Source organism: Streptomyces cupreus (genome assembly GCF_014257025.1).
Lineage (GTDB): Bacteria > Actinomycetota > Actinomycetes > Streptomycetales > Streptomycetaceae > Streptomyces > Streptomyces cupreus.
The window spans coordinates 1-25,899 of sequence record NZ_JACMSF010000084.1 but is presented as its reverse complement, the minus strand read 5'-3'; the positions used below and the strand labels follow the sequence as shown (position 1 = coordinate 25,899).

Annotated in this window: 25 protein-coding genes and 3 pseudogenes; 17 read left to right on the top strand and 11 right to left on the bottom strand. The window is 69.3% G+C overall.

Annotated elements, in window-relative coordinates:
- A partial coding sequence (locus tag H4N64_RS40265; protein WP_186287582.1) for a SulP family inorganic anion transporter occupies window positions 1-838 on the bottom strand: 838 nt, incomplete at its 3' end.
- Between the two features lie 391 nt (window positions 839-1,229).
- On the opposite strand from H4N64_RS40265, the gene H4N64_RS40260 reads away from it, so the two are divergent.
- Complete coding sequence (locus tag H4N64_RS40260; protein ID WP_336246940.1) at window positions 1,230-1,637, top strand: MerR family transcriptional regulator; 408 nt, start codon at window positions 1,230-1,232, stop codon at window positions 1,635-1,637.
- A 493-nt stretch (window positions 1,638-2,130) separates the two neighbouring features.
- Window positions 2,131-2,310 (top strand): MerR family DNA-binding protein, encoded by a 180-nt coding sequence (locus H4N64_RS47060; RefSeq protein WP_222109964.1) that lies wholly within the window; start codon window positions 2,131-2,133, stop codon window positions 2,308-2,310.
- 125 nt (window positions 2,311-2,435) lie between these two features.
- Here the strand turns inward: H4N64_RS47060 and H4N64_RS40250 are convergent, their stop codons facing one another.
- Window positions 2,436-3,449, bottom strand: a complete 1,014-nt coding sequence (locus H4N64_RS40250) for an ion transporter (protein ID WP_260860266.1) — start codon at window positions 3,447-3,449, stop codon at window positions 2,436-2,438.
- A 120-nt stretch (window positions 3,450-3,569) separates the two neighbouring features.
- Between H4N64_RS40250 and H4N64_RS40245 the strand changes: the two genes are divergently transcribed.
- Window positions 3,570-3,848 (top strand): twin-arginine translocase TatA/TatE family subunit, encoded by a 279-nt coding sequence (locus H4N64_RS40245; RefSeq protein ID WP_418896334.1) that lies wholly within the window; start codon window positions 3,570-3,572, stop codon window positions 3,846-3,848.
- Between the two features lie 110 nt (window positions 3,849-3,958).
- On the opposite strand, the pseudogene H4N64_RS40240 reads toward H4N64_RS40245, so the two are convergent.
- Window positions 3,959-4,529: pseudogene (locus H4N64_RS40240) on the bottom strand (TerD family protein).
- Between the two features lie 151 nt (window positions 4,530-4,680).
- On the opposite strand from H4N64_RS40240, the gene H4N64_RS40235 reads away from it, so the two are divergent.
- Both H4N64_RS40235 and H4N64_RS40230 read left to right on the top strand, forming a co-directional pair.
- A complete protein-coding gene (locus tag H4N64_RS40235) occupies window positions 4,681-5,067 on the top strand; it encodes a BlaI/MecI/CopY family transcriptional regulator (RefSeq protein WP_186287581.1) in 387 nt (128 codons plus the stop codon).
- A gap of 6 nt (window positions 5,068-5,073) precedes the next feature.
- Window positions 5,074-6,006 carry a M56 family metallopeptidase gene (locus H4N64_RS40230; protein ID WP_186287580.1) on the top strand — a complete coding sequence of 311 codons (933 nt, stop codon included), beginning with the start codon at window positions 5,074-5,076 and terminating at the stop codon, window positions 6,004-6,006.
- Window positions 6,007-6,022: 16 nt separating this feature from the next.
- Here the strand turns inward: H4N64_RS40230 and H4N64_RS40225 are convergent, their stop codons facing one another.
- The 3 genes from H4N64_RS40225 to H4N64_RS40215 all read right to left on the bottom strand — a co-directional run bounded on the left by H4N64_RS40225 (window position 6,023) and on the right by H4N64_RS40215 (window position 8,083).
- Window positions 6,023-6,385: a hypothetical protein gene (locus tag H4N64_RS40225; RefSeq protein WP_186287579.1), complete on the bottom strand. Its 363-nt coding sequence runs from the start codon at window positions 6,383-6,385 to the stop codon at window positions 6,023-6,025.
- A 127-nt stretch (window positions 6,386-6,512) separates the two neighbouring features.
- On the bottom strand, window positions 6,513-6,968 hold the full coding sequence (locus H4N64_RS40220) for a tellurite resistance TerB family protein (RefSeq protein WP_186287578.1): 456 nt from the start codon (window positions 6,966-6,968) through the stop codon (window positions 6,513-6,515).
- A 98-nt stretch (window positions 6,969-7,066) separates the two neighbouring features.
- Window positions 7,067-8,083 (bottom strand): sporulation protein, encoded by a 1,017-nt coding sequence (locus H4N64_RS40215; RefSeq protein ID WP_186287577.1) that lies wholly within the window; start codon window positions 8,081-8,083, stop codon window positions 7,067-7,069.
- A 336-nt stretch (window positions 8,084-8,419) separates the two neighbouring features.
- Here H4N64_RS40215 and H4N64_RS40210 point away from each other — a divergent pair, with 336 nt between their 5' ends.
- The 4 genes and pseudogenes from H4N64_RS40210 (at window position 8,420) to H4N64_RS40195 (ending at window position 13,461) form a co-directional block, all read left to right on the top strand.
- Window positions 8,420-9,757 (top strand): CNNM domain-containing protein, encoded by a 1,338-nt coding sequence (locus H4N64_RS40210; protein ID WP_186287576.1) that lies wholly within the window; start codon window positions 8,420-8,422, stop codon window positions 9,755-9,757.
- Window positions 9,754-10,788, top strand: coding sequence for a hemolysin family protein (locus H4N64_RS40205; protein ID WP_186287575.1), 1,035 nt, complete (start codon window positions 9,754-9,756; stop codon window positions 10,786-10,788). Before H4N64_RS40210 ends, H4N64_RS40205 begins: the two co-directional genes overlap by 4 nt.
- A 121-nt stretch (window positions 10,789-10,909) precedes the next feature.
- Window positions 10,910-12,616: pseudogene (locus tag H4N64_RS40200) on the top strand (galactose oxidase early set domain-containing protein); the annotation flags it as partial.
- Window positions 12,617-12,714: 98 nt separating this feature from the next.
- The gene (locus H4N64_RS40195) at window positions 12,715-13,461 is read left to right on the top strand and encodes a DUF4142 domain-containing protein (RefSeq protein ID WP_186287574.1); all 747 of its coding nucleotides are present in this window, start codon (window positions 12,715-12,717) and stop codon (window positions 13,459-13,461) included.
- On the opposite strand, the gene H4N64_RS40190 is transcribed toward H4N64_RS40195, so the two are convergent.
- The 3 genes from H4N64_RS40190 to H4N64_RS40180 form a co-directional block, all read right to left on the bottom strand.
- Complete coding sequence (locus H4N64_RS40190) at window positions 13,462-14,193, bottom strand: hypothetical protein (RefSeq protein ID WP_260860264.1); 732 nt, start codon at window positions 14,191-14,193, stop codon at window positions 13,462-13,464.
- A gap of 186 nt (window positions 14,194-14,379) precedes the next feature.
- The gene (locus H4N64_RS40185; RefSeq protein ID WP_186287573.1) at window positions 14,380-14,916 is read right to left on the bottom strand and encodes a MarR family winged helix-turn-helix transcriptional regulator; all 537 of its coding nucleotides are present in this window, start codon (window positions 14,914-14,916) and stop codon (window positions 14,380-14,382) included.
- A 34-nt stretch (window positions 14,917-14,950) separates the two neighbouring features.
- On the bottom strand, window positions 14,951-16,039 hold the full coding sequence (locus tag H4N64_RS40180; protein ID WP_186287572.1) for a PP2C family protein-serine/threonine phosphatase: 1,089 nt from the start codon (window positions 16,037-16,039) through the stop codon (window positions 14,951-14,953).
- Window positions 16,040-16,210: 171 nt separating this feature from the next.
- Here H4N64_RS40180 and H4N64_RS40175 point away from each other — a divergent pair, with 171 nt between their 5' ends.
- The 6 genes from H4N64_RS40175 (at window position 16,211) to H4N64_RS40150 (ending at window position 22,511) form a co-directional block, all read left to right on the top strand.
- Window positions 16,211-16,714 carry a nitroreductase family deazaflavin-dependent oxidoreductase gene (locus H4N64_RS40175; protein ID WP_186287571.1) on the top strand — a complete coding sequence of 168 codons (504 nt, stop codon included), beginning with the start codon at window positions 16,211-16,213 and terminating at the stop codon, window positions 16,712-16,714.
- A gap of 211 nt (window positions 16,715-16,925) precedes the next feature.
- A complete protein-coding gene (locus H4N64_RS40170; RefSeq protein ID WP_186287570.1) occupies window positions 16,926-17,147 on the top strand; it encodes a hypothetical protein in 222 nt (73 codons plus the stop codon).
- Between the two features lie 178 nt (window positions 17,148-17,325).
- Entirely contained in the window at window positions 17,326-18,561 is a 1,236-nt protein-coding gene (locus tag H4N64_RS40165; RefSeq protein WP_186287569.1) for a cation:proton antiporter, read from the top strand.
- A 22-nt stretch (window positions 18,562-18,583) separates the two neighbouring features.
- Entirely contained in the window at window positions 18,584-18,805 is a 222-nt protein-coding gene (locus H4N64_RS40160) for a CBS domain-containing protein (protein ID WP_186287568.1), read from the top strand.
- 244 nt (window positions 18,806-19,049) lie between these two features.
- The gene (locus H4N64_RS40155) at window positions 19,050-21,689 is read left to right on the top strand and encodes an N-acetylmuramoyl-L-alanine amidase (protein ID WP_418896335.1); all 2,640 of its coding nucleotides are present in this window, start codon (window positions 19,050-19,052) and stop codon (window positions 21,687-21,689) included.
- Window positions 21,690-22,145: 456 nt separating this feature from the next.
- A complete protein-coding gene (locus H4N64_RS40150; protein ID WP_186287567.1) occupies window positions 22,146-22,511 on the top strand; it encodes a hypothetical protein in 366 nt (121 codons plus the stop codon).
- A gap of 84 nt (window positions 22,512-22,595) precedes the next feature.
- On the opposite strand, the gene H4N64_RS40145 is transcribed toward H4N64_RS40150, so the two are convergent.
- Entirely contained in the window at window positions 22,596-23,657 is a 1,062-nt protein-coding gene (locus H4N64_RS40145) for a helix-turn-helix domain-containing protein (RefSeq protein WP_186287566.1), read from the bottom strand.
- A 474-nt stretch (window positions 23,658-24,131) separates the two neighbouring features.
- Window positions 24,132-24,710, bottom strand: a complete 579-nt coding sequence (locus H4N64_RS40140; RefSeq protein ID WP_186287565.1) for an Rv1733c family protein — start codon at window positions 24,708-24,710, stop codon at window positions 24,132-24,134.
- A gap of 412 nt (window positions 24,711-25,122) precedes the next feature.
- Between H4N64_RS40140 and H4N64_RS40135 the strand changes: the two genes are divergently transcribed.
- Both H4N64_RS40135 and H4N64_RS40130 read left to right on the top strand, forming a co-directional pair.
- The gene (locus H4N64_RS40135; protein ID WP_186287564.1) at window positions 25,123-25,572 is read left to right on the top strand and encodes a hypothetical protein; all 450 of its coding nucleotides are present in this window, start codon (window positions 25,123-25,125) and stop codon (window positions 25,570-25,572) included.
- A 73-nt stretch (window positions 25,573-25,645) separates the two neighbouring features.
- A pseudogene (locus H4N64_RS40130) lies at window positions 25,646-25,899 on the top strand (flotillin family protein); the annotation flags it as partial.

Genomic DNA, 25,899 nt, shown 5'->3' with positions numbered 1-25,899 from the left:
GGACGATGTTGGCGACGCCCTGCCCGACGGACTCGCGGGTCTTCGAGGAGCGGGTGTCGGTGATGTCGTCAACCAGCTTGGCGGTCATCAGCGACTCCATCAGGCCGACCAGCGCCATCGCGAACGCGTAGGGGGCGATCGTGGTCAGGGTGTCCAGAGTGAAGGGCACGTCCGGCAGGCCCGGTACAGGCAGGGAAGAGGGCAGGTCGCCCTTGTCGCCGACGGTCGGAACGGCGATCCCGGCGGCGATCGTGATCACGGTGAGGATGACGATGGCCACGAGCGGCGCCGGGATCACGGTCGTAATCTTCGGGAAGAACACCATGAGCACCAGCCCGGCCGCGATCAGCGGGTAGACGGGCCAGGGCACGTCGGTCATCTCCGGGAACTGAGCCATGAAGATGAGGATGGCGAGGGAGTTGACGAAGCCCACCATCACCGAGCGGGGGATGAACCGCATCAGCTTGGCGACCCCGAGAGCACCCAGGATCACCTGAAAGACGCCGGCGAGGATCACAGCCGCCACAAGGTAGCCCAGGCCGTGCTCGCGGTTCAGGGGTGCGATCACGAGCGCGACGGCGCCGGTGGCCGCGGAGATCATCGCTCTGCGGCCACCGACGATGGCGATGGTGACGGCCATGGTGAAGGAGGCGAACAGGCCGATCGCCGGGTCGACACCGGCGATGATCGAGAACGAGATCGCCTCAGGGATCAGTGCGAGGGAGACGACCAGGCCGGCCAGGATCTCGGTGCGCCAGACCTTCGGATCGGACAGCCAGTCGGGCTTCAGGCCGCGCAGTCGCGCGGCCGGGGACACAACGGTGGCAGCGGAGGACAAGAGAACAGGAACCTGTCGTGCTCGGGCACACTCCACGCGCAAGCTGGGGCGTGCGGAAAGAACGCGGGGCCGGGCTGGCAGTCCGCATACGGCCCCATGAGCACGGAGCCAGAAGACCGGGAAGGGACGGAGCAGACCCGCGTGACCGCGCGCGGTCACGCCCAGGGGCGAGGCATCACGGCGGGCAGGACGCGGCGCCGGGCGTCATGGGCTCGCGCACGCTTCTCTCCTGCAGGAATCGGATCTTCGCCGGGAGCGCCATCGGCCCCGGCACGGCAACGGTGGGGCAGCGGCACACCGCCGTCATCACCAGGAACTCTACCCTAACGTTAGGGCGGTGCCCACCCGGCCCGAGAACGTCGACGACGAGAAGAACCAGAGGATCACGGGCGTGGACGGCGAGCGCATGCAGATCGGCGAAGTCGCCGCACGAACCGAGCTCTCCCTGCGTACCATTCGCCACTACGAGGAGACCGGGCTGGTCGTCCCTTCCGCCCGCTCCCGGGGCGGCTTCCGCCTCTACACCGAGGCCGACGCCGCCCGCCTCATGGTGATCCGCCGGATGAAACCACTCGGCTTCACTCTGGATCAGATGCGTGACCTGCTGGACGCCACCGACCGCCTTGATGCAGAACAGTTGACGCGGGATGAGCGCGAGGCGTTGCTGGAGCGCGTCCGCGGATACGAGCAAGGGGCTGCGGAGCAGGTGGCCAAGCTACGCGTCCAGCTGGTACGGGCCGAGGAGTTCGCGCAGACGCTGCGCGAACGGGTTGAGCGGAGCCGTGACGCCGCGGTCTAGAGGCACGGGTCATGCCTCACTCTCCTGTGGTCTCGGACGGGTCGTCAGCTGTCAGGGCGCGGCGCAGCTCTGCGACGGCCGGGGAGCCGTCGGCCGTGCCGTCGGCGTGGCGATGGAGCCGACAGGACGGGTGCGGCGCCATCGGGGGCGAACGGGTCGACGCCGTTCAACAGAGTGGAGGGTGGGCGAGCCTGTCATTCCCTGCCCGACAGCCTCCTCCGCGTCATGCACCTCGGTCCATTCCACAAGCACAGCCTGCCCTTCGAGGGTCTCGGCCTCGGTCATTCGCTCGCGAATGAGCGGGGCGTTCGGGCAGTCGGACACGGTCAGCACCGTAATGCGTATCGTCCCGGAGGGGTCATGGCTGCCCTCCAGCCTGGAGCCACACCCGTCGGTGACCTGGCCGCTGCCAGCGCGGTGACGACGAAACCCCTCCGCTTCCACGAGCAGGCCGGGCTGCTGCCGCCCTGCGGGCAGCTGTCCGCAGCATGCGGTGAAGCGGCTGGCGTTCATCCGTGAGGCCCAGGGCACGGGACTGAGTCAGGCCGAAATCCGCTCCCTGCTCGCTCTGTGCGATGCCGGCACCCCCCGTGCGCCCAGGTCACGGCATTGCCAGCCGGGACCCGACTTTGCTGGTCATACGGACTTCGGCGGCTGCCTCGTCTCCGAGTGACGGTCGACAGCGCGTCCGTGGGCCCGCCGTACCTGATGCGCGGCACCTGCACCGCGATCGTCGGCGACTCAACAACCTGAGGAGTTGGCGATGCCGGGGCCACGCCGTTCCAGGGCAGGGCACGTTCAGTCAGTGAACATCCAGACGTTCAGGAACTGAACGGCAGTACCTGCACCGTCTGCATGCCGAGGCAATGGTCTCCGAGTCCGTGTGCCTTCCCCGTCGGGCAACCGGGGCGCTGCTGTGCCTGACGGCGGGCATCGCGGCGGCAGCCCAGTACCGCCTGGTCGGCCAGGGTCCGTCCGCGGTCGGTGCGGGGTGGTGGTCAGGTGCTCTCGGTGCTGTTGGTCTTTCTTACTGGCAGCCCACCTCGGTCGGGTGTTGAGAAGCCCCGGGTGAGGTCGTGTTCGAGGTCGTGTGATGACGACTCCGATGAGGACGTTGACCAGGACGAAGGAGGGGAGCAGGACGTAGGAGACGTAGTAAAGCAGGCTCCACCAGGAGACTTCCGTGTCCGCGTGCACGGCGTCGCCGATGCCGTCCAGGGTCATCAGGAGGACGAGGGTGAGTACCGCGCGGCCGAGGGAGCCGTAGTGCCCGGGATCCCGGTGGCTGAAGAAGACCCAGCCGAGCATCGCGTACACGTACAGCAGCAGGGCGCCGACGAGCAGGAAGCTGAGTGCGCCGGGCAGGCTTCGGCCCACGTCCACCAGGACGACGCGGAGTTGAGGCAGGAAACGGGCGGTGCGCAGGACGCGGGCCAGGCGCCGCAGTCGTAGGACGGTGGTGTTCTCGCGTACGACGGGCAGGAAGGCGCACAGGACCACGGCGAGGTCGAAGAGGTTCCACGGGTCCTTGAAGAACTCCCGCGGGCGGGCGGCGTGGGCCGCCAGGCGCACGAGGATCTCCGCGGTGAAAGCGGCCTGGCAGACATACTCGGCCAGCCGTAACCAGAGATGCCAGTCGCCGGCCAGTCCGCTGTAGGTCTCCACGCCCAGCAGGGCCGCGTTGGCCAGGATGACAGCGAAGACGGTCAGCGCGAACCAGCGGGCCTCGGTGAGGGAGCGGCAGCGGAGGGCCAGGGCTTGGCGGGCGGAGAGAGCCGTCCGGTCGGCCCCGGGATCGTGGTGGTCCGGCATCCTGCTGTCTCTGCTCCTTCGCGCGCTGCGACGGTCCTGTATCGGCCGATGAGGCCGGAAGGCGGGCTTGTTGGGCGATCACACCCCAGGAGAGACTTCTACAGCACTGTAGATTGCAGCATGTCGCCGGTACGCCGTACCGGTTGCCGTCCGCCACCGGAAGAGAGCAGCTTGATGTTCGGCTTGAGCGAACTGGCCCTGATCCTCGTCGTCGTCATCGTGGTCGTGGGCATCAAGAAGCTGCCCGAGCTGACACGTTCGGCGGGCAAGGCCGCCCGGATTTTCAAGAGCGAGGCCAAGGCGCTGAAGGAGGAAGGCTCAACCGGCGCGTCGTCAGGTGAGGGGCGGGTCGTACCGGGCGCAGTTGTTGAGCGGGACGATCCCTCCGCACGTTCCTGAGAGGCTGCTCGGACAGACAGAGCCCGCCGTCCGCACCGGATTGGGTGATCGTGCGGACGGCGGGGTCATCGAGGTGATCGCACTGGTGGCGACACCACGGGGACCGCAGCTCAGACGTTGACGCCGAAGTCGGAGGCGATCCCGGCCAGGCCGGAGGCGTAGCCCTGGCCCACGGCGCGGAATTTCCACTCCGGCCCGTGACGATACAACTCGCCGAAGACGATGGCCGTTTCGGTCGACGCATCCTCGCTCAGGTCGTATCGCGCGATCTCGGCGCCGCCGTCTGGTTGGCGACGCGGATGAAGGCGTTGCGGACCTGGCCGAAACTGTGCCCCCGTGCCTCGGCGTCATGGATGGAGACCGGGAAGACGGTCCGGTCGACCTCGGCGGGTACGACGGCCAGGTTCACCTTGATCGCCTCGTCGTCGCCCTCACCGGTGAGGTTGTCGCCGGTGTGGGCTCGACCGAGCCGTCGGGGCTGGTGAGGTTGTTGTAGAAGACGAAGTGCCGGTCGGAGGCGACCTTGCCCGAGGCGTCGAGGAGCGGGGCGGAGGCGTCGAGGTCGTAGTCGCTTCCCGTGGTCGTCCGAACGTCCCAGCCGAGGCCGACCAGGACGGCCGTCAGGCCCGGCGCCTCCTTGGTGAGCGAGACGTTGCCGCCTTTGGACAGGGAAACTCCCACTGTTCTCCCCCTGGTTGAGATCCTATGTGTAGGCACCTCCGGTGAATCTACAGCACTGTAGAAGCGACCGGGGCTGGATCCGGACAGTCGCGCCGGGTGTCCCTACGATGGACAGTCCGTGAAGTGCTGCGCAGCGGAAGGGAGACAGGGCGTGACGGATCACCGGCGTCCCCGGCGGCGGGGGCAGGGCGAGCTGGAGGTGCAAGTGCTGTCCGCTCTACGCGAGGCGGACGGCCCGGCGACCGCGGGCTGGGTGCAGGAGCGGCTCGGCGGGGGCCTCGCCTATACGACGGTGGTCACGATCCTGACCCGGCTGCTGGCCAAGGGCGTGGTGACCCGGGAGCGCGCCGGGCGCTCCTTCGTCTGGACTCCGGTGTCGGACCAGGCCGGGCTCGCCGCGCACAAGATGCGCAAGCTCCTGGACGGTGAGAGTGACCGGGAGGCCGTGCTGGCCAGCTTCATCACCTCCCTCGAACCCGATGACGAGCGCCTCCTGCGGGAGCTGCTGGATCGGGCGAAGGACGACGGGGAAGACTGAAGCTTCATGGGGGTGTTCGTCTTTCTGCCGCTGATTCTGCCGCTCACGGCCTGGCCGGTCGCCCGGCTGGCCGAGCAGCATCTGCATCCGCGCGTCGCCACCCGGCTCCTGACCGCCGTGGCCGGCGTGATGGCAGCGTGCAGCACGGTGTGCCTCGGGCTGCTGATGGTCGTAGGGACCGCTCAACTGCCCGGCAACCCGCTGCCGGACGGCTGGTCGGACCCCGAAGTGCGCGAGGCCGTGCCGTACGACGAGGTGGCGGGGAAGGCGGCGATTCCCGCGCTGCTGGCCGTGGCCGCGGTGTGCGCGCGAACCCTGTGGCGGCACGGGCGGGTTCGTCGTCGTGCCCATCGGGCGCTCACCGCGCTGCCGGAGACCGAGGTCGCGGTGCTGCCCGACGAGATGCCGTACGCGTACGCCCTGCCCGGTCGCTCCCGGGACCGGATCGTGGTGACCACGGGCCTGCTCGACTGTCTGCGGCCCGCCGAGCGCCGTGCACTGTTCGCCCACGAGCGGGCCCACCTGGCGGAGCGCCATCACCGGTTCCTGTTGGTTACACAGTTGGCGGCGCGAGCCAACCCCTTCCTGCGCCCGCTGCGCACCGCCGTGTCGTACACGACGGAGCGGTGGGCCGACGAGGAGGCGGCGCGGGTCCTCGGCGACCGCCGGACCGTCGCGAGGGCGATCGGCAAGGCGGCACTGGTCTCCCGGGACACGCCAGTGCCCACGCTCGCGGGCTTCGCGGCCCCGGGGCCGGTACCGCGCCGGGTAGCGGCGTTGCTGGGGCCCGCTCCCGCGACGCGCAGTTGGCCGCCGGTGTTCACCGCGGTGGGCATGGCGGCGTGGACGGCCGCTGCCGGAGCGGCCATGTCGGCGATGTCGTCCGCCAACTCCGCGGTGACGATGATGGCCATCCTGTACGCGGCCACGCCGCTCTGACCTGGTGGCGTGCCGGTCAGGCGCTCTCCGCGATCAACGACAGTCCGGCGACGAGCCCGACGAACGCCAGGATCGCCAAGGCGCACACGATGAGCACCAACCAGCCGGTCAGGATCGCGGCTGGCGCGAGTCCGCGCCCCTCCCCGTCCAGACGCCGGCCACGGAAGCGTGCGACGTGCCCCGCTGGGATGGCGATCAGGGCGCACGCCATCGCGCCGCCGATGAAGATGCCCGGGTTGATCCAGGCGATGCCCGTGGCGAAGTTCCCGAGAGCCGTGACGCCGCCGAGCGCGAAGAAGGCGCTGACCTTCGCAGGCCGGTTACGCCCCCGAGGCCGACGCTCGGGCCGGAGCCTCGGGCCGCGCCCGCGTGTATTCACCGCTGCCCATGCCGTTCCCCCTGCCGACGGTCCCCGACGTGTCCGCGTCCGGATGCTACGGGACGACCCCAGGGGCAGCACGCCGGGCCGGTGCTCGTACGGGCACCGGCCCGGCGTCCTGGGCTACTCAGAGGTCGAACTCGTGCGGCGGCAGGTCGAGGGCGTAGCACGCCTCGCGGACGACGGCCTGCTCGGTCTTGTCGAAGTCGCCGTCCGCGCCGCCGATGACGATGCCGATCTGGATGACGGCACGGGCCTCGGCGGGCTTCTTCTTCGCCTTGGCGATCTCCTGCATGACGCTGACCTTGCCGAAGGCGAAGTCGGTGGTCAGCTTGTTCAGGTTGTCCTCGAAGCGGCGGCGCAGCTCGTCGGCGTCGAAGTTCTGCAACACCTCGTTGGTGGCGATGAGCTGGGCCACACGCTGGCGCTCGGACGGGTCGATGGTGCCGTCGGCAGCCGCGACCAGGGCGCACATCGCCATGCTCGCGTCGCGGAAGGCGCCGCTCTTGAGGTCGTTCTTCTTCGCCACCAGCTGCGTCTGCATCGTCGACGCGGACTCCTTGATGCGGTCCCACAACGCCATGAGAACTCCATATGGTCGGGATACGGTCCGGGCTTGATATCTACAGCAATGTAGAAACTGATGGGGTGGCGGAGAAGTTCCGACACCCTCTCGGGACGTCAGTCCTCGCCGCCCTCGCCCTCCTCGTCGCCCTCGAAGAAGTCACCCACCTCGTCGACGACTTCGGCCGCGACCATGCCGCCGACGACTCCAACGGCGAGACCTGCCGCGCCCGCCGCGATCGCCGTACCCATCCCGGGGCCGGAGCGGTGGCCGTCGTGGTGATGGTCGTCGTGGTGACCGTGGTGGCTCTCATGCCCGTACGAGCCATGTCCGCCGTAGGAGGCGTGCGTGCCGTACGACGCCCGGTGCTCGACCAGTTGCCGGATCCAGCCGTCGACGATCGTGTTCCAGTCCAGGTGCTCGGCCTCGCCGTGGGAGACCGTGAAGCGGGTCAGCGCGTCGTGCCCCTCGGAGAAGAAGCCGCCGCGTTTGTCCGCTTCCAGAACGACCTCCATTCCGGCCGGTCCGGCGAGGAAGGTCACCTCGATCTCGTTGACCTGGTGCGCGTACTGCGGTGCCGGGGTCAGCTCGATCTCCTGGTAGAAGGGCAACTGCTGCCCGGTGCCGCCGATGCGGCTGTACTCCAGGTCGGCCGACTTGAAGCCGAAGCCGAGCTGACCGAGAGCCTCCAGGATCGCCTCCTGGACGGGCAGCGGGGCCACCACGAGCTGGTCGAGGTCACCCTTGTCCTTGGCGCCGGCCACCGCCAGCTCGGTGCGCACGCCGAGCACGATGCCCAGCGCCTGCCCGTACAGCTCGGTGATCGGCGTCTCCCACGGCAGCGTCACGCCGAAGGGGACGCTGCGCTGCTCGCCCGCCGCAAGCCGGAAGCCGCCGCCGACGGTGATCCGCTCGAAGACGGCGACGCCCTCGCTCTCCCCGCCGTCATGCTCGGCCTCGACACGCGCCACCAGCTCCACAGTGATGTGCTCGATGTCGAAGTCGGCGTCGCCACCCCTGAGACGGACCTGACCCGACAGGGGGCCACCCGGCCGGGCCGCACCCGGGTCGAGGACCGTGTCCGCAGTGGGTCCGCCCACACCGAGCGAACCGAGAAGCCGTTTGAACACCATCGCGGCGTCCACTCCTTCATGTGCGTGTGGTTTGTCGCGCTCGCGGGAACAACCGGGTACACCGGATCGTTCTCTACAAGCGAGTAGAAGCATAGGGTTGCGGGGCGCCGCGCAAGCGGTGTGCGGGCACTCGGCGCGGAAAGGGCCGAAAACGGTCACTCTCGTGGGCTGTCCCGACCTTGACCAGTGCCTTTTGCTCGCCCTTTAACATGGGAACGTCCACCACCCACGACGACGAAGGAGACACGGTTCCGCCATGGGCGAGCCTCCCAGTACCAGCCGTGCCATACCCCACCGACCACGACCTGCGGCTTGCGAGGGATCGGGGGTGGCACGGTGACCGAGGTCCTGCTGCTCCTGCTGGCCTTCCTGCTCACGCTGACCTGCGCGGTGTTCGTCGCGGCCGAGTTCTCCCTGACCACCGTCGAACGCGGTGACCTGGAGCGGGCCGCCGAGGCGGGCGAGCACGGTGCCGAGGGAGCGCTGAAGGCCGTACGCCGCCTGACGGTTCAGCTCTCCGGCGCCCAGCTCGGCATCACCGTCACCTCCCTGGTGATCGGCATGCTCGCCGAGCCGTCGCTGGCCGCCTTGCTGCGGGGCCCCCTGGAGGCGGCCGGCCTGGGCGGGGCCGCCTCGACCGTGGCGACCCTGCTGGGGGTCGCCGTCTCCACCGTCGTGCTGATGGTGGTGGGCGAGCTGGTGCCGAAGAACTGGGCGATCGCCCGTCCGCTCGCCGTCGCCAAGGTGATCGCCGGTCCCCAGCGCGGCTTCACGGCCGCCTTCGGCCCGTTCATCCACCACCTCAACAACACCGCGAACCGCTTCGTACGCCGCTTCGGCCTGGAGCCCGCCGAGGAACTGGCCTCCGCCCGCAGCCCCGAGGAACTCGTGGCGCTCGCCCGGCACTCCGCCGCCGAAGGCGCCCTGGAAGAGGACTCCGCCGAGCTGTTCGTACGCGCCCTCCACCTGGGCGAGCTGACCGCCGAGAACGTGATGACCCCGCGCGTCGACGTCAAGGCCCTGGAGGCGCACGCCACCGCCGCGGACGCTGCCAACCTCACCCATGCCACCGGCCTGTCCCGCTTCCCGGTCTACCGAGACAGCCTGGACGAGGTGATCGGCACCGTCCACATCCGCGACGTCCTCGCCCTGGAGCCCGAACGGCGGGCGAGCACCCCCGTGACGGAACTGGCCACCGCACCCCTGCTGGTGCCCGACAGCCTGCCCGCCGACCGACTGCTGGAGCGGCTGCGCGAGACACGCACCATGGCCGTGGTCATCGACGAATACGGCGGCACGGCGGGCGTTGCCACGATGGAGGACATCGTCGAGGAGGTCGTCGGCGAGGTCCGCGACGAGCACGACCCCGTCGAGATCCCCGACCTCCAGCCCGCCCCGGCCGGGGCGGACGGCCGTGCGGTGTGGGAGGCCGACGGCGGCGTACGCCTGGACCAGCTCGCCGAGATAGGACTGACGGCGCCGGACGGCCCGTACGAGACCGTCGCCGGCCTGATCGCCACCCGCCTCTCCCGCATCCCGGTCAAGGGGGACGCACTGGACCTCGACGACGGCTGGCGGCTGAGCGTCCTCGACGTCGACCACCACCGCGCCGATCGTGTCCGCATCACCGAACCGGTTCCGGTGCCGGTCCAGGCGGGGGAGGAAACCCGATGACCGCGCTGCAGATCTTCATCGGCGCTCTGACCCTGATCACCAACGCCTTCTTCGTCGGCGGCGAGTTCGCCCTGATCTCCGTACGCCGTGCGCAGATCGAACCGCGTGCCAAGGAGGGCAACAAGCGGGCCCGGATGACCCTGTGGGGCCTGGAGCACATCTCCGCGCTGCTCGCCACCGCCCAGCTCGGCATCACCGTCTCCTCGCTGGTGCTGGGCGCGGTCGCCGAACCAGCCATCGCGCACCTGCTGGAGCCCGCCTTCGAGGCGGCCCACGTGCCGCACGGACTCGTCCACCCGATCGCGTTCGTCATCGCGCTCACCGTGGCGACGTACCTGCACATGCTGATCGGCGAGATGGTCCCGAAGAACATCGCGCTCGCGGCCCCCGTCCCGACCGCCCTGCTCCTGGGACCGCCGCTGGTCGCGCTCACCCGCGCACTGCGGCCGGTCGTCTTCGGCATCAACTCCTTCGCCAACGCGCTGCTGAACTTGCTGCGCGTCGAACCGAAGAACGAGGTCGAGGCCGTCTTCACCGACGACCAGCTCGCCCGCATGGTCCTCGACGCCAGCGAGGCCGGCCTGCTCTCACCGGCCGACGGCGAACGCCTGCGCGACGCACTGGAGCTCGGCACCCGCCCGGTGGGAGAGATCCTCGTCCCGGCCCACAAGATGCGCACCGTCGCACACAACGTCACCCCGGCCCAACTGGAGCGCACGGCGGCCGAAGCGGGCTACTCCCGCTTCCCGGTCACCGGCCTGAACGACACCCTGCTCGGCTACCTCCACATCAAAGACACCCTTGGCATCACCGACCGCGACCGGCCCTTTCCCCGGACCGCCCTGCACCCGGTCACCCGGGTCCGCATCGACACCCCGCTGGACGACACCCTCACCGCACTACGCGCCGACGGCAGCCACCTGGCCGGCGTCACCGGCGAATCGGGGGCGGTCCTGGGCTTCGTGACCATGGAGGACGTCCTGTCCGAACTGGTCGGCCCAGCCCCGGCAACCGGCGCCGCCACCGCCTGACCATCAGTCCGCCTCGACGCGGAGGCTCCCGATTCCCCAGCGTCTCTCACGCCTCAACAGCCGCAAGACCTGGCTCAGTGCGGCAGCCGTGCTCACCCTCGCAGTCCTCAACGCCCCGGCGATGGCGGCTTTCGCCCGGCACGCCTATCACCGCTGGGAGATCAACCAGCCCGAGTACAAGGCAAGGTACGGGCCACTGGGCCTTGCCACGCTCCCGGAGAAGTACCTGCTCAACTCCATCCACGCCATCCTCCTGCACACCGGCAAGGTGCTGCTGATCGCCGGCTCCGGCAACAACGTCAAGCTGTTCGAGGGCGGCGCTTTCAAGAGCACCCTCTGGGACCCCGCCACCGACACCTTCGAGAAGATCGACACCCCGGCGGACCTGTTCTGCGGCGGCCACGCCCAACTCCCCGACGGCAAGATCCTCGTCGCAGGCGGCACCGCCCGCTACGAGGTACTCAAGGGCGACGTGAAGCGCGCGGGCGGCGCCATGCTCGTGAAGAACGAGGACCCGGACCACGCCCACACCTTCCCCAAGGGCACCGTCTTCCGTTCCCCCTCCGGCGTGGAGTACCGCTCCCAGTTCAGTGTCCACGTGCCGGCCGCGAAGAAGACACCCACCCTCCAGAACGGCAACGTCAAGGTCACCGCGAGCGAGGCCCGCGCCTTCGTCGAGGCGGTCGACGAGGGTCCGCTGGGCATCATCAACACCACCGAGCAATACGCCATCGCCGTCCTGAAGGGCAAGGACGCCGACACCCCGACGCTCACCATGCTGTCCGACGGCCGCGTCCCGGCGGCCTCCGGGCTGGACGACATCGGGCAGGTCGTGCCCGGCAAGAACGAGCTCCACGACCCGTGGACCAAAACCTGGTCGCCCGCCCGACCCGCTACTTCCCGACCTACCCGTCCTTCTTCCTGACCGGCAAGCGCCAGGTCTTCTACCCAGGCTCCAACGCCGGGTACGGGCCCGCCGACAAGGGCCGAAACCCGGTCTGTGGGACCTGAAGACCAACACCTTCACCCCCATCGGCGGCCTCACGGATGCGGACATCCTGGAGACCTCCGCATCTGCACGGCTGCCGCCCGCGCAGGACAAGAAGGTGATGGTGCTCGGCCGCGGAGGGGTCGGCGAGTCGCGCGCCGCCACCTCCCGTACGGCGATCGTCGACCTCGACACCGCACGCCCTGCGTTCACCACCGGGCCGCGCCTGCCGGAGAACACCCGCTACCTCAACGCCGTAATCCTCCCGGCCGACACCGCCTTCACCACCGGCGGCAGCCACGACTACCGCGGCAAGGGCGCCAGCGACATCCTCAAGGGCCAGATCTGCCACCCCGCCCAGAACGCCTCGCACCTGCCGCCGCTCCGACGGTCGGCCGCAACTACCACACCGAGGCCCTGCTCCTGCCCGACGGCCGCGTCGCCGTCTTCGGATCCGACCGGCTCTTCGCCGACAAGGCCAGCACCCGACCCGGTCACTTCGAACAGCGGGTCGAGCTCTTCTCCCCGCCCTACCTCCACCACTGCGACCGCCCCGGCCTTGCCTCCGGCCGCAGAACCGACGTCGAGCACGGCGGCGAGGTCGTCCTGCGCACCACCGACCCGGCAGCCATCAGCCGCGTACGGCTCATCCGACCCGGATCCGCGACGCACGTCACGGACTTCGACCAGAGGTCCGTCGCCCTCGACATCACCCGGCGCGCCGAGGGCAAGCTCACCGGCCGTGTGCCCGACGACGCCTCGCTCGTCCCACCCGGCTGGTACATGGCCATCGCCGTCAATGAGCAAGGCGTGCCGTCCCCCGCCGTCTGGGTCCACGTCCTCTATGAGACGACTGTGCAAAATTTACCCAGTGCAATGATTGATCGGGCCGACGCGCCCGTACCTTCTGGCACAGCCCGCTTCCGCCAGGAGGACCCATGCCCCTCTCCCGCAATACGATCAGCACCGTCTTCGTGGGCGGCGCGCTCGTCCTCACCCTTTCTGCGCTCGCCTACCCCGCCATGCTGGGCATCGAGAACACGGCGACGGACACGTCCCGCATCATCGCCAACACCCGCTTCGGACCGATCACCGAGGCGGACCGCGACTTCGTGGTCAAGGTCCGCTCGGCCGGGCTGTGGGAGTACCCCCTGGGCGAGATGGCGATGGAGCGGGGCACCACGAAGGAGATGAAGGAGGCCGGCGAGCACCTGATCGTCGGGCATGCCGGGCTCGACGCCCTGTGCCGCAAGATCGCCCCTGAACTGAACATCACCCTGCCCAACCAGGCCAGCCCACAGCAGCAGCAGTTCGTGGCCACCGTGGACTCCAAGAGCGGCAAGGAGTTCGACTCCACCGCGGTCACGATCATGCGGGTCACCCACGGCCAGATCTTCCCCGTGATCGCCAAGATCCGCGCCAGCACCCAGAACACCCTGGTCCGCCAGCTCGCCGACCTGGCCAACGACACCGTGCTCGACCACATCACAGTCCTGGAGAACACCGGCCTGGTCAACTACGACCAGGTCAACTTCCAGCAGACCACACCGCCCAAGCTGCCCAAGGACCAACTCACCCCTCCCGCGCCCCAGCCCGGCTCGCCGCTGGTCATCCTTACCCCACGCCCGGACCTGGACGTCAATACCAGTTCCCCGACGCCGTCGCCCAGCACGACCGTGCGGTGATCAGCGAGAGGGTGGTGAGTCGACGGGCTCGTCCCGCTCTGCGGGGCGGGAGGCGGTGTGGGAGAGCCGATAGGAGCGTACGACCGCGACCACACACGCCACGACGAGCGCGGCGGCCAAGCCGCCCAGGTCCCGCAGCGGCTCCGGCCGTGACCCTCCGGCCTCCACGCCGCGCGGCGACACGTGGCCTTGCGGGTCGTACACGACGGCGAGCGTGTCGCCGGGCCGGGTGGTCTGCCCACATCCTCGCCAGATGCGGACCTTGAGCGGTACGCCGTCGCGGTCGGTCACCGAACAGAGGTAGCGGCCCGTACTGGAGACGGCGCCCGGTCCGCCCTCGACCGAGGTCACCACCGCGGACTCCACCCGACCCCGCTCCGCCAGCACCACACCCACGGCCGCCTGGGGCGCCTGCAGCGCGAGGCAGCCCGCGAGCACGGCGGCGATGCCGACCAGCGCCCGTCCGGCCCGTACCACGCAGAGGTAGACGACGAGCGCGGCGGCACATACGAGGCCGCCCTCGCCGTTCCCCAGCCCGGGAACTCCATACCAGGCGCCGGCGACCGCGCTGCCGACGATGGCACCCGCTCCCAGGCATCCGGCCAGGATCCCCTCCGCGGTCAGCCACCACGGCGGCAGGCCCACGAACTCGGCCGGCCCCCATACCGTGCTCCGCAGATGCGCCATCAGGTACCGCTCCGGCATAGGCGGGGGGCGGCGTCGGCGGTGCATGCGTGTCTCCCTCCCCGGCGTCCTTGGGGGACATCCTGGTGTCACGGGCGGGCGGTGTGCACTGCCCGCCCCCGGACGCTCACACGCAGTGTGCACTGCCGGGATCAGGCAACCAGCCACACCTCCGCGATCGTCTTGCATTATGCAAAATACGCCGTGAGCGGTGAAGAGCGGCCCGAATCACGGTCAGGCGTCGCGGGCCACCGGGACGTCGATCGCCCAGCCCAGCGGGTGGGGCTCGGCGTCGTCGAGTGCGGGAGCCGGGGGCTCTCCTCCGGCCTCGTTGAAGGCGGTCAGTGCCTCGATGAGGGCCAGTCGCTGGGTTGGGGTGAGTCGTTCGACGATCGCGGCGATCTCGGTGCGCCGCCGGGACGTGACGTCCGCGACCGTGCGCCGGCCCTCGTCGGTGAGCTGCAGCAGGGTCTCGCGGCGGTTGTCGGGGTTGGCCTGCCGGTCGGCGAGTCCGGCGGCGATGAGTCGGTCGACCATCCGCATCGCTGTGGACGGTGCGACCTGGAGCAGGTCGGCGAGGGCGACCAGCTTGGTGGCCCCGCGGGTGGAGAGCACCACGAGCATCCGGAACTGCGGGAGCGTCAGCCGCTCCTCGACTTCGGCGAGGGATCGGGCGGAGACCGCCACCAGCAGCCGCGAGGCGGTCAGCACCGCACGGGTCACCGCGTCAACATCGTCCATCGCCCCCGTGGGGGTCTCGCGCTCCGGCATGTGTCCTTTGTACCGTGCCGAAGTCCCTGCTCACTCACGTGATGGGAACAGATTTTCCGTTCCCATGACCGTGATAGCGGAGCAGGAGCATCGCGGCGTCGTCGTGGGGCGGCCCGCCCGCATGCTGGGCCAGGTCCGCGCGCAGGGCCTCCAGGGCGCGGCGTGCGTCAGGATCCTTCAGTAGGTGTGCGCGCTCGCCGAGGGGGTAGAAACGGCCGTCCTCGTCGCGGGCCTCGGTGACGCCGTCGGTGTACAGCAAGAGCTGCTCGCCCGGTCCGAAGTCCACCTGGTAGGGCTTCGGACCGTCGCTGCCGTGTGCGCCCAGGCCGAGCGGTAGGGCGTAAGCGGGCGGCTTCGGGAAGTGGACGGTGCCGCCTCGGTGTACGACCATCGGGGCCGGATGCCCGTAGTTGAGGAAGACAGCCTCGTGGCCCGCGCCGATCTCGGCGAGGATCGCGGTGACGAACTTCTCGCCCTCCAGTTCCCGGGCCACGCTCCGCTCCAGGCGTTCGCCGAGCCCCACCAGGTCCGGCTCGTCGTGCGCCGCCTCCCGGAACGCGCCGAGAACGACGGCCGCCGTTTCCACCGCGGCCAGCCCCTTGCCCTGCACATCACCCACGATCACCCGGACGCCGTGAGGCGAGGCCACCACCTCATACAGATCACCGCCGATGCGCGCCTCCGCAACTGCCGAGGTGTACGACACCGCCGCCTGCAACGGCCCCGCGGTCAGCGGCACCGGCCGCAGCAGCACCTGCTGGGCCACCTCCGCGATCGACCGCACGCTGGCCAGTTCCCCCTCCCGGCGCGAGCGCATCACGGCCGCCGCGATGCCGACGCCCGTCACGCCCGCCACCGAGGCCATCGCGGTATATCCCCTGCGTTCCTCGAACAGCCCGTCGTACAGCCCGAGACTCACGCACAGCACCAGCGCCACGAGCCCGATCACCGCCGTTCGACGCCACCCCCCGACTAGCCCGGAGAAGGCCGGCCCGAGCGACACCAGCGGCAGGAACCCGACTCCCGGTCCGGCCGCGACGTCCACCACCGCGACCACCGTCATCACCGCGATCGGCATGGAGGACAGCACGGTCCAGTCCGATGGCGGTTTCTCGTCGGTCATGGCCTACTCCAGCGGTGTCACGGCGTTCGAGAGCCGCCCCTCGTCCCCGCAGGCGCCCCTCCCCCGACCTTTAGACTATGCAAAGGTGGCGTGCGCGAGGCTGCTCTCAGCCCCGGTCCTTTACCCAATCGAGGCCGACGGCCGACAGTTCCCGACTCGCGGAAGGCAACCATGACGCAGAGAGACACCGCAGCCCGCAGTCCCCAACTCCCCACCGGCTGGCGGCGCCTGGCCGCGCGGCTGCCGATCCTGCTCTTCCGTTCAGGGCTTGGGCCCCTCTTCGGCAAACGGCTGCTTCTGCTGCACCACACCGGTCGTGTGAGCGGCCTCGACCGCATGGTGGTCCTGGAAGTGGTGTCCTACGACCCGGTCGGTGCGAGCTGGACCGTCGCCTCCGGCTTCGGGCCGCAGGCCGACTGGTACCGGAACCTGCGCGAGCAGCCGAAGACACTCGTCCAGATCGGCAACCGACCGTACGCCGTCACGGCCCACTTCCTCACGCCCGGGGAAGGCGCCGAGATCATGGCCGACTACGCCCGACGGCACCCGCGAACGGCCCGCCGCCTGTGTGCGTTCATGGGCTTTCCCATCGACGACGAGACGTCCTACCGCGAGGCGGGACGTGCCATCCCGCTCGTACGGCTCGACACGGCCGTCGGGCAACGCCTGCCGTGAGCGGAACCGTTTCGCCCGTCAGCCGCAATCATCAGCAAGCCGTTCTGCCCTGTGCAAGGAGTCCGATGCCAGATCCCCTCTCCCGCCTCCTGCGCATGGTGCGACGCCGCCCGGACAAGGAGACCGACTCCGTACCAGCCGTATCGTCGTCCGACTTTCCGGCGCAATCACCGCCCGAAACGCCGAGCACGCCGCAAGCCGCCTGCGTGAGGTGTTGCACGCCCACCTCGATCTCCTGGAAGTCGACCTGAGCCAGGTGAGCCACCTTGGCAGCGACGACGGTGCGGCTTTCTTCGCGGCGCTGCTCGCGGCTCGTCCGCACGCCACCCGTGTAGTGGTGACGCACGCGAGGCACAGCCACACACACTCACCCCAACTGGGCCTGGCTCAACTGCTCGACATCCGCCGAGGGGAGGACCTGGACATCCCGTAAGCCACCGGTCCAGTGCTGGGCGGTAGTTGCTGGGATCCGGCAGTATGCGCGCCTCCAGGCTGCGCATCAAGGATCTGTCAGTGCTGTGTAAAGAACGTGTAGGGTTCCCTGCGGTGTGCCGGGAAGTCTGGTCGGCGGTCTTTGACAGAAGTGTCTTTGCCGATCGGGGGTCCGGGTCATGGTGCTCGTCGTGGTTTTCGGGGTGGCGCTGCTCGTCGCGGTGCTGCTGTCGGGTCTTGCCGCCCGCACCGTCCTGTCCACGTCCTTTCTGTTCCTCGTCGGTGGCGCTCTCGTCAGTGACGGCTTCCTCGGGCTGATCCACATCACGCCCGACAGCGAGATGGTGTCCGTGACGGCCGATCTGGCCCTGTTCGCGGTGCTGTTCACCGACGGCATGCACGTCTCCTTCCCCAAGCTGCGCGAGAACTGGAGAAACCCGGCCCGCGCGCTCGGTCTTGGCATGCCGCTCGCGTTCGTCGGCATGGCGCTCATCACGCACTTCCTGGTGGGCCTGGACTGGACGACGTCCTTCCTCGTCGGCGCCGTACTGGCGCCCACCGACCCGGTGTTCGCCTCAGCGATCGTCGGCCGCAAGGAAGTCCCGGCGAAACTACGGCAGTTGCTGAACGTGGAAAGCGGCATCAATGACGGGCTCGCCCTGCCGGTGGTACTCATCCTGATCGCCGCGGCCGGCCCGACCGCCGGGCACGCCGAGTCCGACCTCGGGAAGATCGCGCTGGAACTGGTTCTCGGCCTTGTCTTCGGCGTCGTTCTCCCCTTTGTTGTGATCGAGCTCGTACGGTTCCGGTTGCTGGGCGCCGAGCCCAAGCTCCAGCCGCTGCTGCCGCTGGCGATCGGCGTGATCCTTTACGCGCTGTGCCATCTCACCCACGCCAACCCCTACCTCGCCGCGTTCTCCGCGGGCGCGGTGCTCACCGCGCGCTCGCTGGAGGCGAAGGAAGCGTTCGAGCCGCTCGGGGAAGCGCTGGCGGAGCTGGCCAAATTCGCGGCACTGCTGGTATTCGGCGCGCTGCTGACACCGCCGCTGTTCGGTGACCTGTCCTTCGGAGGGTACGTCGCTGTGGTCCTCGCCATCGTGCTGATCCGCCCCGCCTCGCTGCTGCTGTCCCTCATCGGCACCCGGTTCACCCGGCAGGAGAAACTGGTCGCGGCCTGGTTCGGCCCGAAGGGCTTCGCGTCCGTGGTCTACGGGCTGCTGGTGCTCCAGGCCGGGATCCCGCAGGGCCAGGACGCGTTCACGCTGATCGCCGTGTGCATCGCCTTCTCGATCATCGCGCACAGCTCCACTGACGTGCCGATAGCCCGCCTGTTCCACGTCGAGGACCTCGTCGGCGTGAACGACGGCACCCCAGCAACCCGTACCGCCAAGGAGAACGACCACGTCGGCGCGTGAACTCGCCGAGCCCTACGCCTCCGTGTGCACCGATGACGACGCCACGGAGGCGGCCCGGCTGCTGACCGGGTACAAGCTGCCCGCGCTGCTGGTAGTCGACCCCGACGGACAGCCGTACGCCATCGTGCGCGGCTCCCAGCTCATCGGCCGACTCGGCTCATTCCGCTCAGACGACGAGGTGCCGGTCGGCGAGTCGGTGGACGCATCGCACCCGCCGCGGCATTCATGCCCGCCCGTGAAGTGATCCTCATCACTGCACCCGACCGCGCCGTGACATTTGCACAGTGCAAGACGCTGGGTGTGATGGGCCCTCCGTGGGACGGATGTGCCCCGTGTGATTCGAAGCCTGATCCATTGTCCGGCTGTTGCCCGGGCCTTCCGGGGTCCTTTCTTGGGGGGATGTCTTGAATCGTCGTCATGGTCGTGCGTCACGGGCGTACAGACCACTGAGTCTGAAGCGCAGGGCCTGGCTCACGCTGGGTGCGGTGGTGCTGGGCGGCGGAGGTGCGGCGACGTACGCCCTGGCCGGCCAGTCGGAGGACCCCGGAGCGACGGGCCGGTCCAAGCGGCCGGTGAAGGTCTACGACCTCGCGTTGAAGGGCACCGGCGGCCGGGAGCGGGAGCTGCCCCGCACCAGCACCGAGCAGTTCTCGATCCTGGGCGTCTCCTGGGCCGGGCCCACGAAGAAGATCGACGGCATCGCGCAGGTGCGTACCCGCGGTCTGGAGTCGGGACAGTGGAGTCCGTGGCAGCCGCTGGAGGTCGACGAGGACCCGCCGGAAGGCGTCGAGCCGGGGATGCGCGGGGCGTCCGCACCGCTGTGGGTCGGCCCGTCCGACGGTGTCGAGGTGCAGGTCGTGAGCGAGGACGGCGCCGTGAGCGCGGGGCTGCCGAAGGGACTTGAGGTCAATCTGGTCGACCCGGGTGTGGTGACCTCCGCCGAGACGATGTCCATCGACACCGAGATCGAGCCGGCCGCGTTCGCCGCTGAGACCGATCCGGTCACCACGCCGTCCGCGACGTCCGCGTCTGAGCCGAGCGGCACCGACATCGCGTCCACCTCGCCCACTGGGCCGGCCCCGGCCACGGCATCGGCCGAGACCGCGCCGGCGAGCGCCACGGACTCCGCCTCCGCGTCGGCCTCCGCCTCTCCGTCGCCGAGCGAGACCGTGCCGACCGCCCTGCCGTCCACCGTCACCTGGCCGCCGATCACCAGCCGGGCGCAGTGGGGCGCGGATGAGTCGACGGTGGACGATCCGCCGTCGTACATCGACAAGGTGCAGGCGGTGTTCGTGCACCACACCGTCGGTTCCAACAGCTACAGCTGCGCCCAGTCGGCGTCCTTGGTGCGCGGCATCATGGCGTACCACATCGACGTCAACGGCTGGAACGATCTCGGCTACAACTTTCTGGTCGACAAGTGCGGCCAGATCTTCGAGGGCCGCGCGGGCGGTGCCGATCTGCCCGTACAGGGCGCGCACACCTACGGCTTCAACAGCTACTCCGCAGGCATCGCCGTCCTCGGCGACTTCCAGGGCGACCCCGCCAAGGGCATCCCGCCGGGCCGACCGACCCGGGCCACGCTGGAGTCGGTGGCCCGCGTCGCCGCCTGGAAGCTGGGCCAGTACGGCGTCAGCCCGACCGGCAAGGTCACGCTGACCGCCGGGGGCAACACCGGGGTATGGGACGAGGGCGAGGAAGCCACCCTCAACACCATCTCCGGCCACCGCGACGGCTATGCCACCGAGTGCCCCGGCACCGCCATGTACACCAAGCTCGGCGAGATCCGCCGCTTCGCCGCGAGCGCCGGCGCCAACTCCGCCATCCCGACCGCCGACTTCAACCGCGACGGCGTGAACGACCTGGTCGCCGGTGTGCCGCGGGGGAACCGGGTCGTGGTGGTGCCAGGTGGCACGGATGGCCCCGTCGGAGACCTGCGGCGCACGCTCACCCAGACCACCACAGGCGTTCCCGGCACCTCCGAATCCGGTGACCTCTTCGGCACCTCGGCCTCCTGGGGCGACATCAACGGCGACGGCTACGCCGACCTCGCGATCGGCGCGCCCGGCGAGGACGACACCAGCGGCCACTCCGACCGTGGTGCGGTCACGGTGATGTACGGCCCCTCCCTCACCAAGGGCTTCTGGTATACCTCTAGTTCGGGGATCACCCAGACCGGCGCCAAGCTCGGGTCCACCGTCGTCGTCGGCGACTTCGACGCTGACGGCAAGGCGGACGTGTTCTCGGCCGGCACCGGCAACGGAGGCAACTGGGATGTCCGGCTCTCCGGCACGTCGACCCGCCAGACCGGCAGGATCACCAGTGCCACCGGTTCGGTCTCCTACCTGGACTCCGCGACCGGCGACTTCAACCGGGACGGTTACGCAGACGTCGCCCTCAACTACCGGGACACCGGCGGCATCGGCCGCGTCGCCTGGTTCAAGGGCACCGAGTCCGGCCTGGTCAAGGTGAGCGTCCTGTCCGTCAAGGGCGGCCGGTCCATCGCCGCCGGGGACGTCAACGGCAACGGCTTCGACGACATCGTCATCGGCCAGCCCTACTCCTGGTCCAGTCCCTACAGGGGCGGTCAGGTCACCATGGTTCCGGGCACGTCGACCGGGTTCACCACCACCGGCATGCGCGTCATCCACCAGGACACCAGCGGAGTCCCGGGCGCGGCCGAGTCGGGTGACGCCATGGGCGCCTCCCTCTCCGTCGGTGACCACAACGACGACGGCTACGCGGACGTGCTGACCGGTCTGGTGGGCGAGGACCTCACCCGTAGCGGCATCAGCCGGAGCAATGCGGGCGTGGCCCTGCTCCTCAAGGGCAGCTCGTCCGGCCTGACCGGCTCAGGTGGCCAGGCGTTCCACCAGGACACCGGCGGCATCGGCGGTGTCTCCGAGTCCAACGACAAGCTCGGTTCCTCGGTGGTCCTCCAGGACCTCTCCGGCTGGGGCCGCGCCGACCTCGCCATCGGCGCGGAGGGCGAGGACAGCTACAACGGCATCATCCTCCAGCTGGACAGCGGCAGCTCCGGCGTGAGCACCAGCGGCTACGCCTACTACACCAGGGGCACTCTGGGCACCCCGACGGGCGCCCACCTCGGCCAGGTACTCACCCCGTAACCCACGAAACCTCGCAGCAGGAGGTCACAACAATCGCCGGGACCCTTGCGCCACGAGGGTCCCGGCTGTGTCCCGGGCGCAACAGATCTGAAGCAGGAGCGCGGCGAGCACCAGCATCGCGGCTCGCGTTCCCTTGAGACGTGCTCGGCATCAGTTCGGTGGTGGCCGTCGACAGCATCATGCCGAGGGCGAGAAACCCGTACGGCCCCCTGCGGAACAGTGCCCGGCGCCGCTCGATGTCCGTGTAAGCCGCCGTCATCTGCGGGAAAGGAAACCCGCCAGCAGGCGCCGCGGGCGTTCACCACTGCGATGTCCGGTACCGCAGCGAAGCGGGCGCACAGCCCAGCACAGTGGCCGGAGCGCGCCTCGTGCCCGCAGACCCTCATGTTGTTGCCATGATCGCCGCAGCAGGCACACTGCTGCGGCAATCCAGTACCCAAGGGATGGACAGTTAGGGTGGGAATCCGCAGGTGGTGGCGCTATCGCAGGGCCAACGCCCAGATCGACTTGCTCGCCGACGAGGTCAACTCCGGGAGGGCTCTGGTCGCCGATGCGACCGCGTATGAGACATCCCGGGATCGGACGGGCATTCCGGGCGTTGTGGAGTGCTGGGATGACGTCTTCCGGTTCAAGGCGAATTGGGAACTCACTGTCGAGACCGAGGGCTGGCGCATCTCGAAATCCCAAATAGACAGCGTTCACGACAGTGACAAACCAGGTGAGTTGGTCATCACCTTCCGCGAACCTGCACGTTTTCGGGCCATCGTGGTGACCCCTCTGATGCATGCGGATAAGTGGCGGGAAATGGCCACCCGTAACTGACCCTCATCAGAGGGCCGTGAACGGCCGCCCGAGCCGGGCGGCGTCGCCGTGCCGGCGATCGGCGGCAGCTCGGCCATGGTGCGGTCAAACCTCGTCGTTCGGCCATCCCAGAAGCCGGGCACCGATCACCGACGTCTGCAAGGTGTAGCGGTGGACGGTATCCGCGGGGTCGGCGCCGGTGAGCTTGTGGATGCGCTCCAAGCGGTAGGTGAAGGCGCGCACGCTCAGGTTCAGCCGTCGGGCCGCTTCGGCCGCGATGCAGCCGGAGTCGAAGTACGCGGTCAGTGTGTCGACGAACAGCTGTGCTCCGCCTCGGGCGCTTTGCAGCGGGCCCAGGGTATTGCGCACGAGGTCGGCCATGGCCTGTCGGTCACGGGTCAGGACGGGGTAGACGAGGAGATCGGCCGTATGGAGCACCGGCTCGTGGAGGTGCAGCCGATCGGCCAGATCGAGGGCGTTCAGGGCTTCTTCGTAGGAGTGGACGACTCCGCCGGCACCGGGGTGGGCACGTCCGATGGCGACCTGTCCCCCGTCGGTGGCCGCGTGCGCCTGCTTGGCGAAGAACGCCAGCACGTCGTCCTGTTCTCCGGGGGCGACGCAGATCAGCCGTCCGTCCTTGGTGGTGAGCAGAATGCGCCGTTCGCCGAACCTGCTGATGAGGGCGCTCTCCACCTGACGGGTCGCCGGATGTGTGTCCTCCACCGGCTGCCTGCCTTGGGCTACGGCGACCGCGTGCGCGCGGGAGAGAAGCAGCCCGAAGCGTTCGGCACGTTCGGCGAGGCGGCCCAGGTCGCTGCGGCCGTAGAGGAGGTCGTCGATGAACTCCCGGCGCACGGCTTCCTCCTGCCGCACGGCGAGCCGCTGCGCCCGCTCGTGGCCTTCGGCGAACGCGTCGATCGCCTGCTCGACGACGGCGAGCACGCGGTCGGCCTCCGTGGAGGAGAGGGTGGGCCAGCTCTCGCGTGTCGCGGTCAGATAGCGGCGGACGAGGGCTCGTAGCCCGAGGCCGGCCTCGGCGGCGCGTTCTCCCCTGAACCGAAGAGACTCCAGTTCGTCCCGGGTGAGTCGGCGGCCTGTCCGGCTCGCTTCGGCCAGTATCCGGGCATACCCCTCCAGATACTCGTCCGGTACCTCGCGCCCGGTCACCCGTCCTCCTCTGCTTTTGACGCACTCTTGGCATATTCCTAACGCACGATGGACAAGAGTGGCAGACCCTCGGCTGGTGAGAGCGCTGCACCACCGCACAACCCCTGGGCGCGATCAGCTGTCTTCTCCGTGGGGGCCGTGTGCCCCAGGGGGACCACATCCGGCCCGTTCGACATGGAGGTGTGTGGGATGACTGCCCGTCATCACGAGCCCGACGCCTCACACCTCGCGGCGTGCTCGCGAAGTCACGGCCTGAGCGCCGCCAGGAGCAGACCGTTGCCTGAGCGGTCCGCCACGGCTTGTGTGCGCCCAGCCACGGGGGGGTATCCCGTGTGTGACGTGGTCCAGCCGCTGCTGCGGCGTGCCGACCCTTTGTCCCAACTGCTATGGATTGGGCAGGCCCGGAGGTATCCGGGAGAGGCGTGGTCGTCTCCCGGATCCGATCGGGCTCCGAACGGTCCACGAAAGCGGTAGTCAAACAGTCGTTCCGCCCCACCGGGTGTCGGCCCGTTTCCATTCTTCGTCCCACTGCCGCAGGCGCCGCCTGTCCAGAAGCCAGTGAACGGCCTGGCCGCCACCCAGGACGACCGAGACCGCGAAGGTCGCGGCGAGGGCGCCCGTCGCGGTCGCCTGAAGTGGCCCGGCCGAGATCGAAAGCGGCCGTGTCGTGAGTCGACCGGGCGTATCCACCCAGACCGTGATCCGCGTCCCGGCCTCGGTGCCGGGCTTGACCCGCGTCTGACCGGTATGGCGCGAACCGTCGGCCCCGGTCCAGCGCACGGTGGCCCATACGGGCGGACTACCCATTCGCCCCTTCGCGCGGGGCTCGGCGTCCTGCAGGAGGACGGCGGGCACCTCCTGCCGCTCGATCCGCTGCCGCTCCAGCGACTCCGCGGACGCGGTCCCCGCTACCAAACCCGCCAGGACGCCCCCACTCGCGGCGCACAGCCACATGACGAGCACGAGCCAGGCTTCGACAACATCAATGCGGCGCTTGAGGACGTTGTGTCGCCATCGCCACCACCGCAGCGTGGTACCAGGTGTCCTCGCCATCGGCCCACACCCCCTTGGTCGAGAGCACCGACGGCCCTGCTTCCAGTGTGCCCGCCCGCGGGTGTCCCTGCCCGCAAGGAAGCCGAGCGCGGGCCGACCCACCAAACCCGAGTACCCCTACGGCGTAGGGGCCGCACCTCTGTGCACGCAGCAACAGACGCCGGACGTAGGACCAGTTCGTCCTGTCTTGACGCGGACGATGACACATCTTTAACAGGCACCGGCATGCAGAACCTGTTGAACACTGCCGGGATCCGGCAATGCGCAGCTCCCCCGTGCGCGTGCAGGATGGGCCGCGGGGAGCACTACGGACGGTTCCGGTGCCGGGCACCGGCAGGTGTACCCGCACCAGAGCCGACGCTCCTTCAGCGGCCCGCAGTCTCGGGCAACGGGTATCGGGGGTGAGTTGAGCATGCGGGCGTTCCTCGAAGCGACGACCGGCTTCCCCGCCCATCTGTTCACAGCCGCCCTCGTCGTGGTCGCGTGCTTCTGGCTGCTCGTCGCTGTAGGCGCCGCCGAGCCCGACAGCTTCGACTCCGACGCGGATCTCGACGCGTGGGGCATGGGCGGAGTTCCGGTCGCGGTCGCATTCTCGCTGCTGACGGTGATCGGCTGGGCCTTGAGCCTCGGGGCCACGATCGCTCTGACCACGGTCGCGCCGGCGGGGTCGGCCACCGGGCTTCTGCGCTTGGCCATTCCGGTGGGGGCACTGTTCGTGGCCTGGCCCACGACCTGTCTGATCGTACGGCGGCTGCGCAGCCTGTTCCCGGACGAACCCGGGCCGCTCGAAACCGAAGGCAACGATCCCCGCTGGGGCGTCTCGCACGACACCACGCTCCCTTCGGGGCATCAGGCGGCCTGAGCCGCAGACGCCGGCGGATCTCACCTTCGGCCCCCCTTGCTCCTCAACTCCCTTACGCCTCAAGGACGTACCCATGACTGCCATGATTCTGGGCGTCGGCGTGCTCGTCGCCGCCTGCCTGCTCGTCGTACTCGTCGTCGCCCGGTTGTTCCGCAAGGTGGAGCAGGGCAAGGCGCTGATCGTGTCCAAGATGCGGAAGGTCGATGTGACCTTCACCGGACAGGTCGTGCTGCCGGTGCTGCACAAGGCCGAGGTGATGGACATCTCGGTCAAGACCATCGAGATCACCCGGGCCGGCAAGGAGGGGCTGATCTGCCGGGACAACAT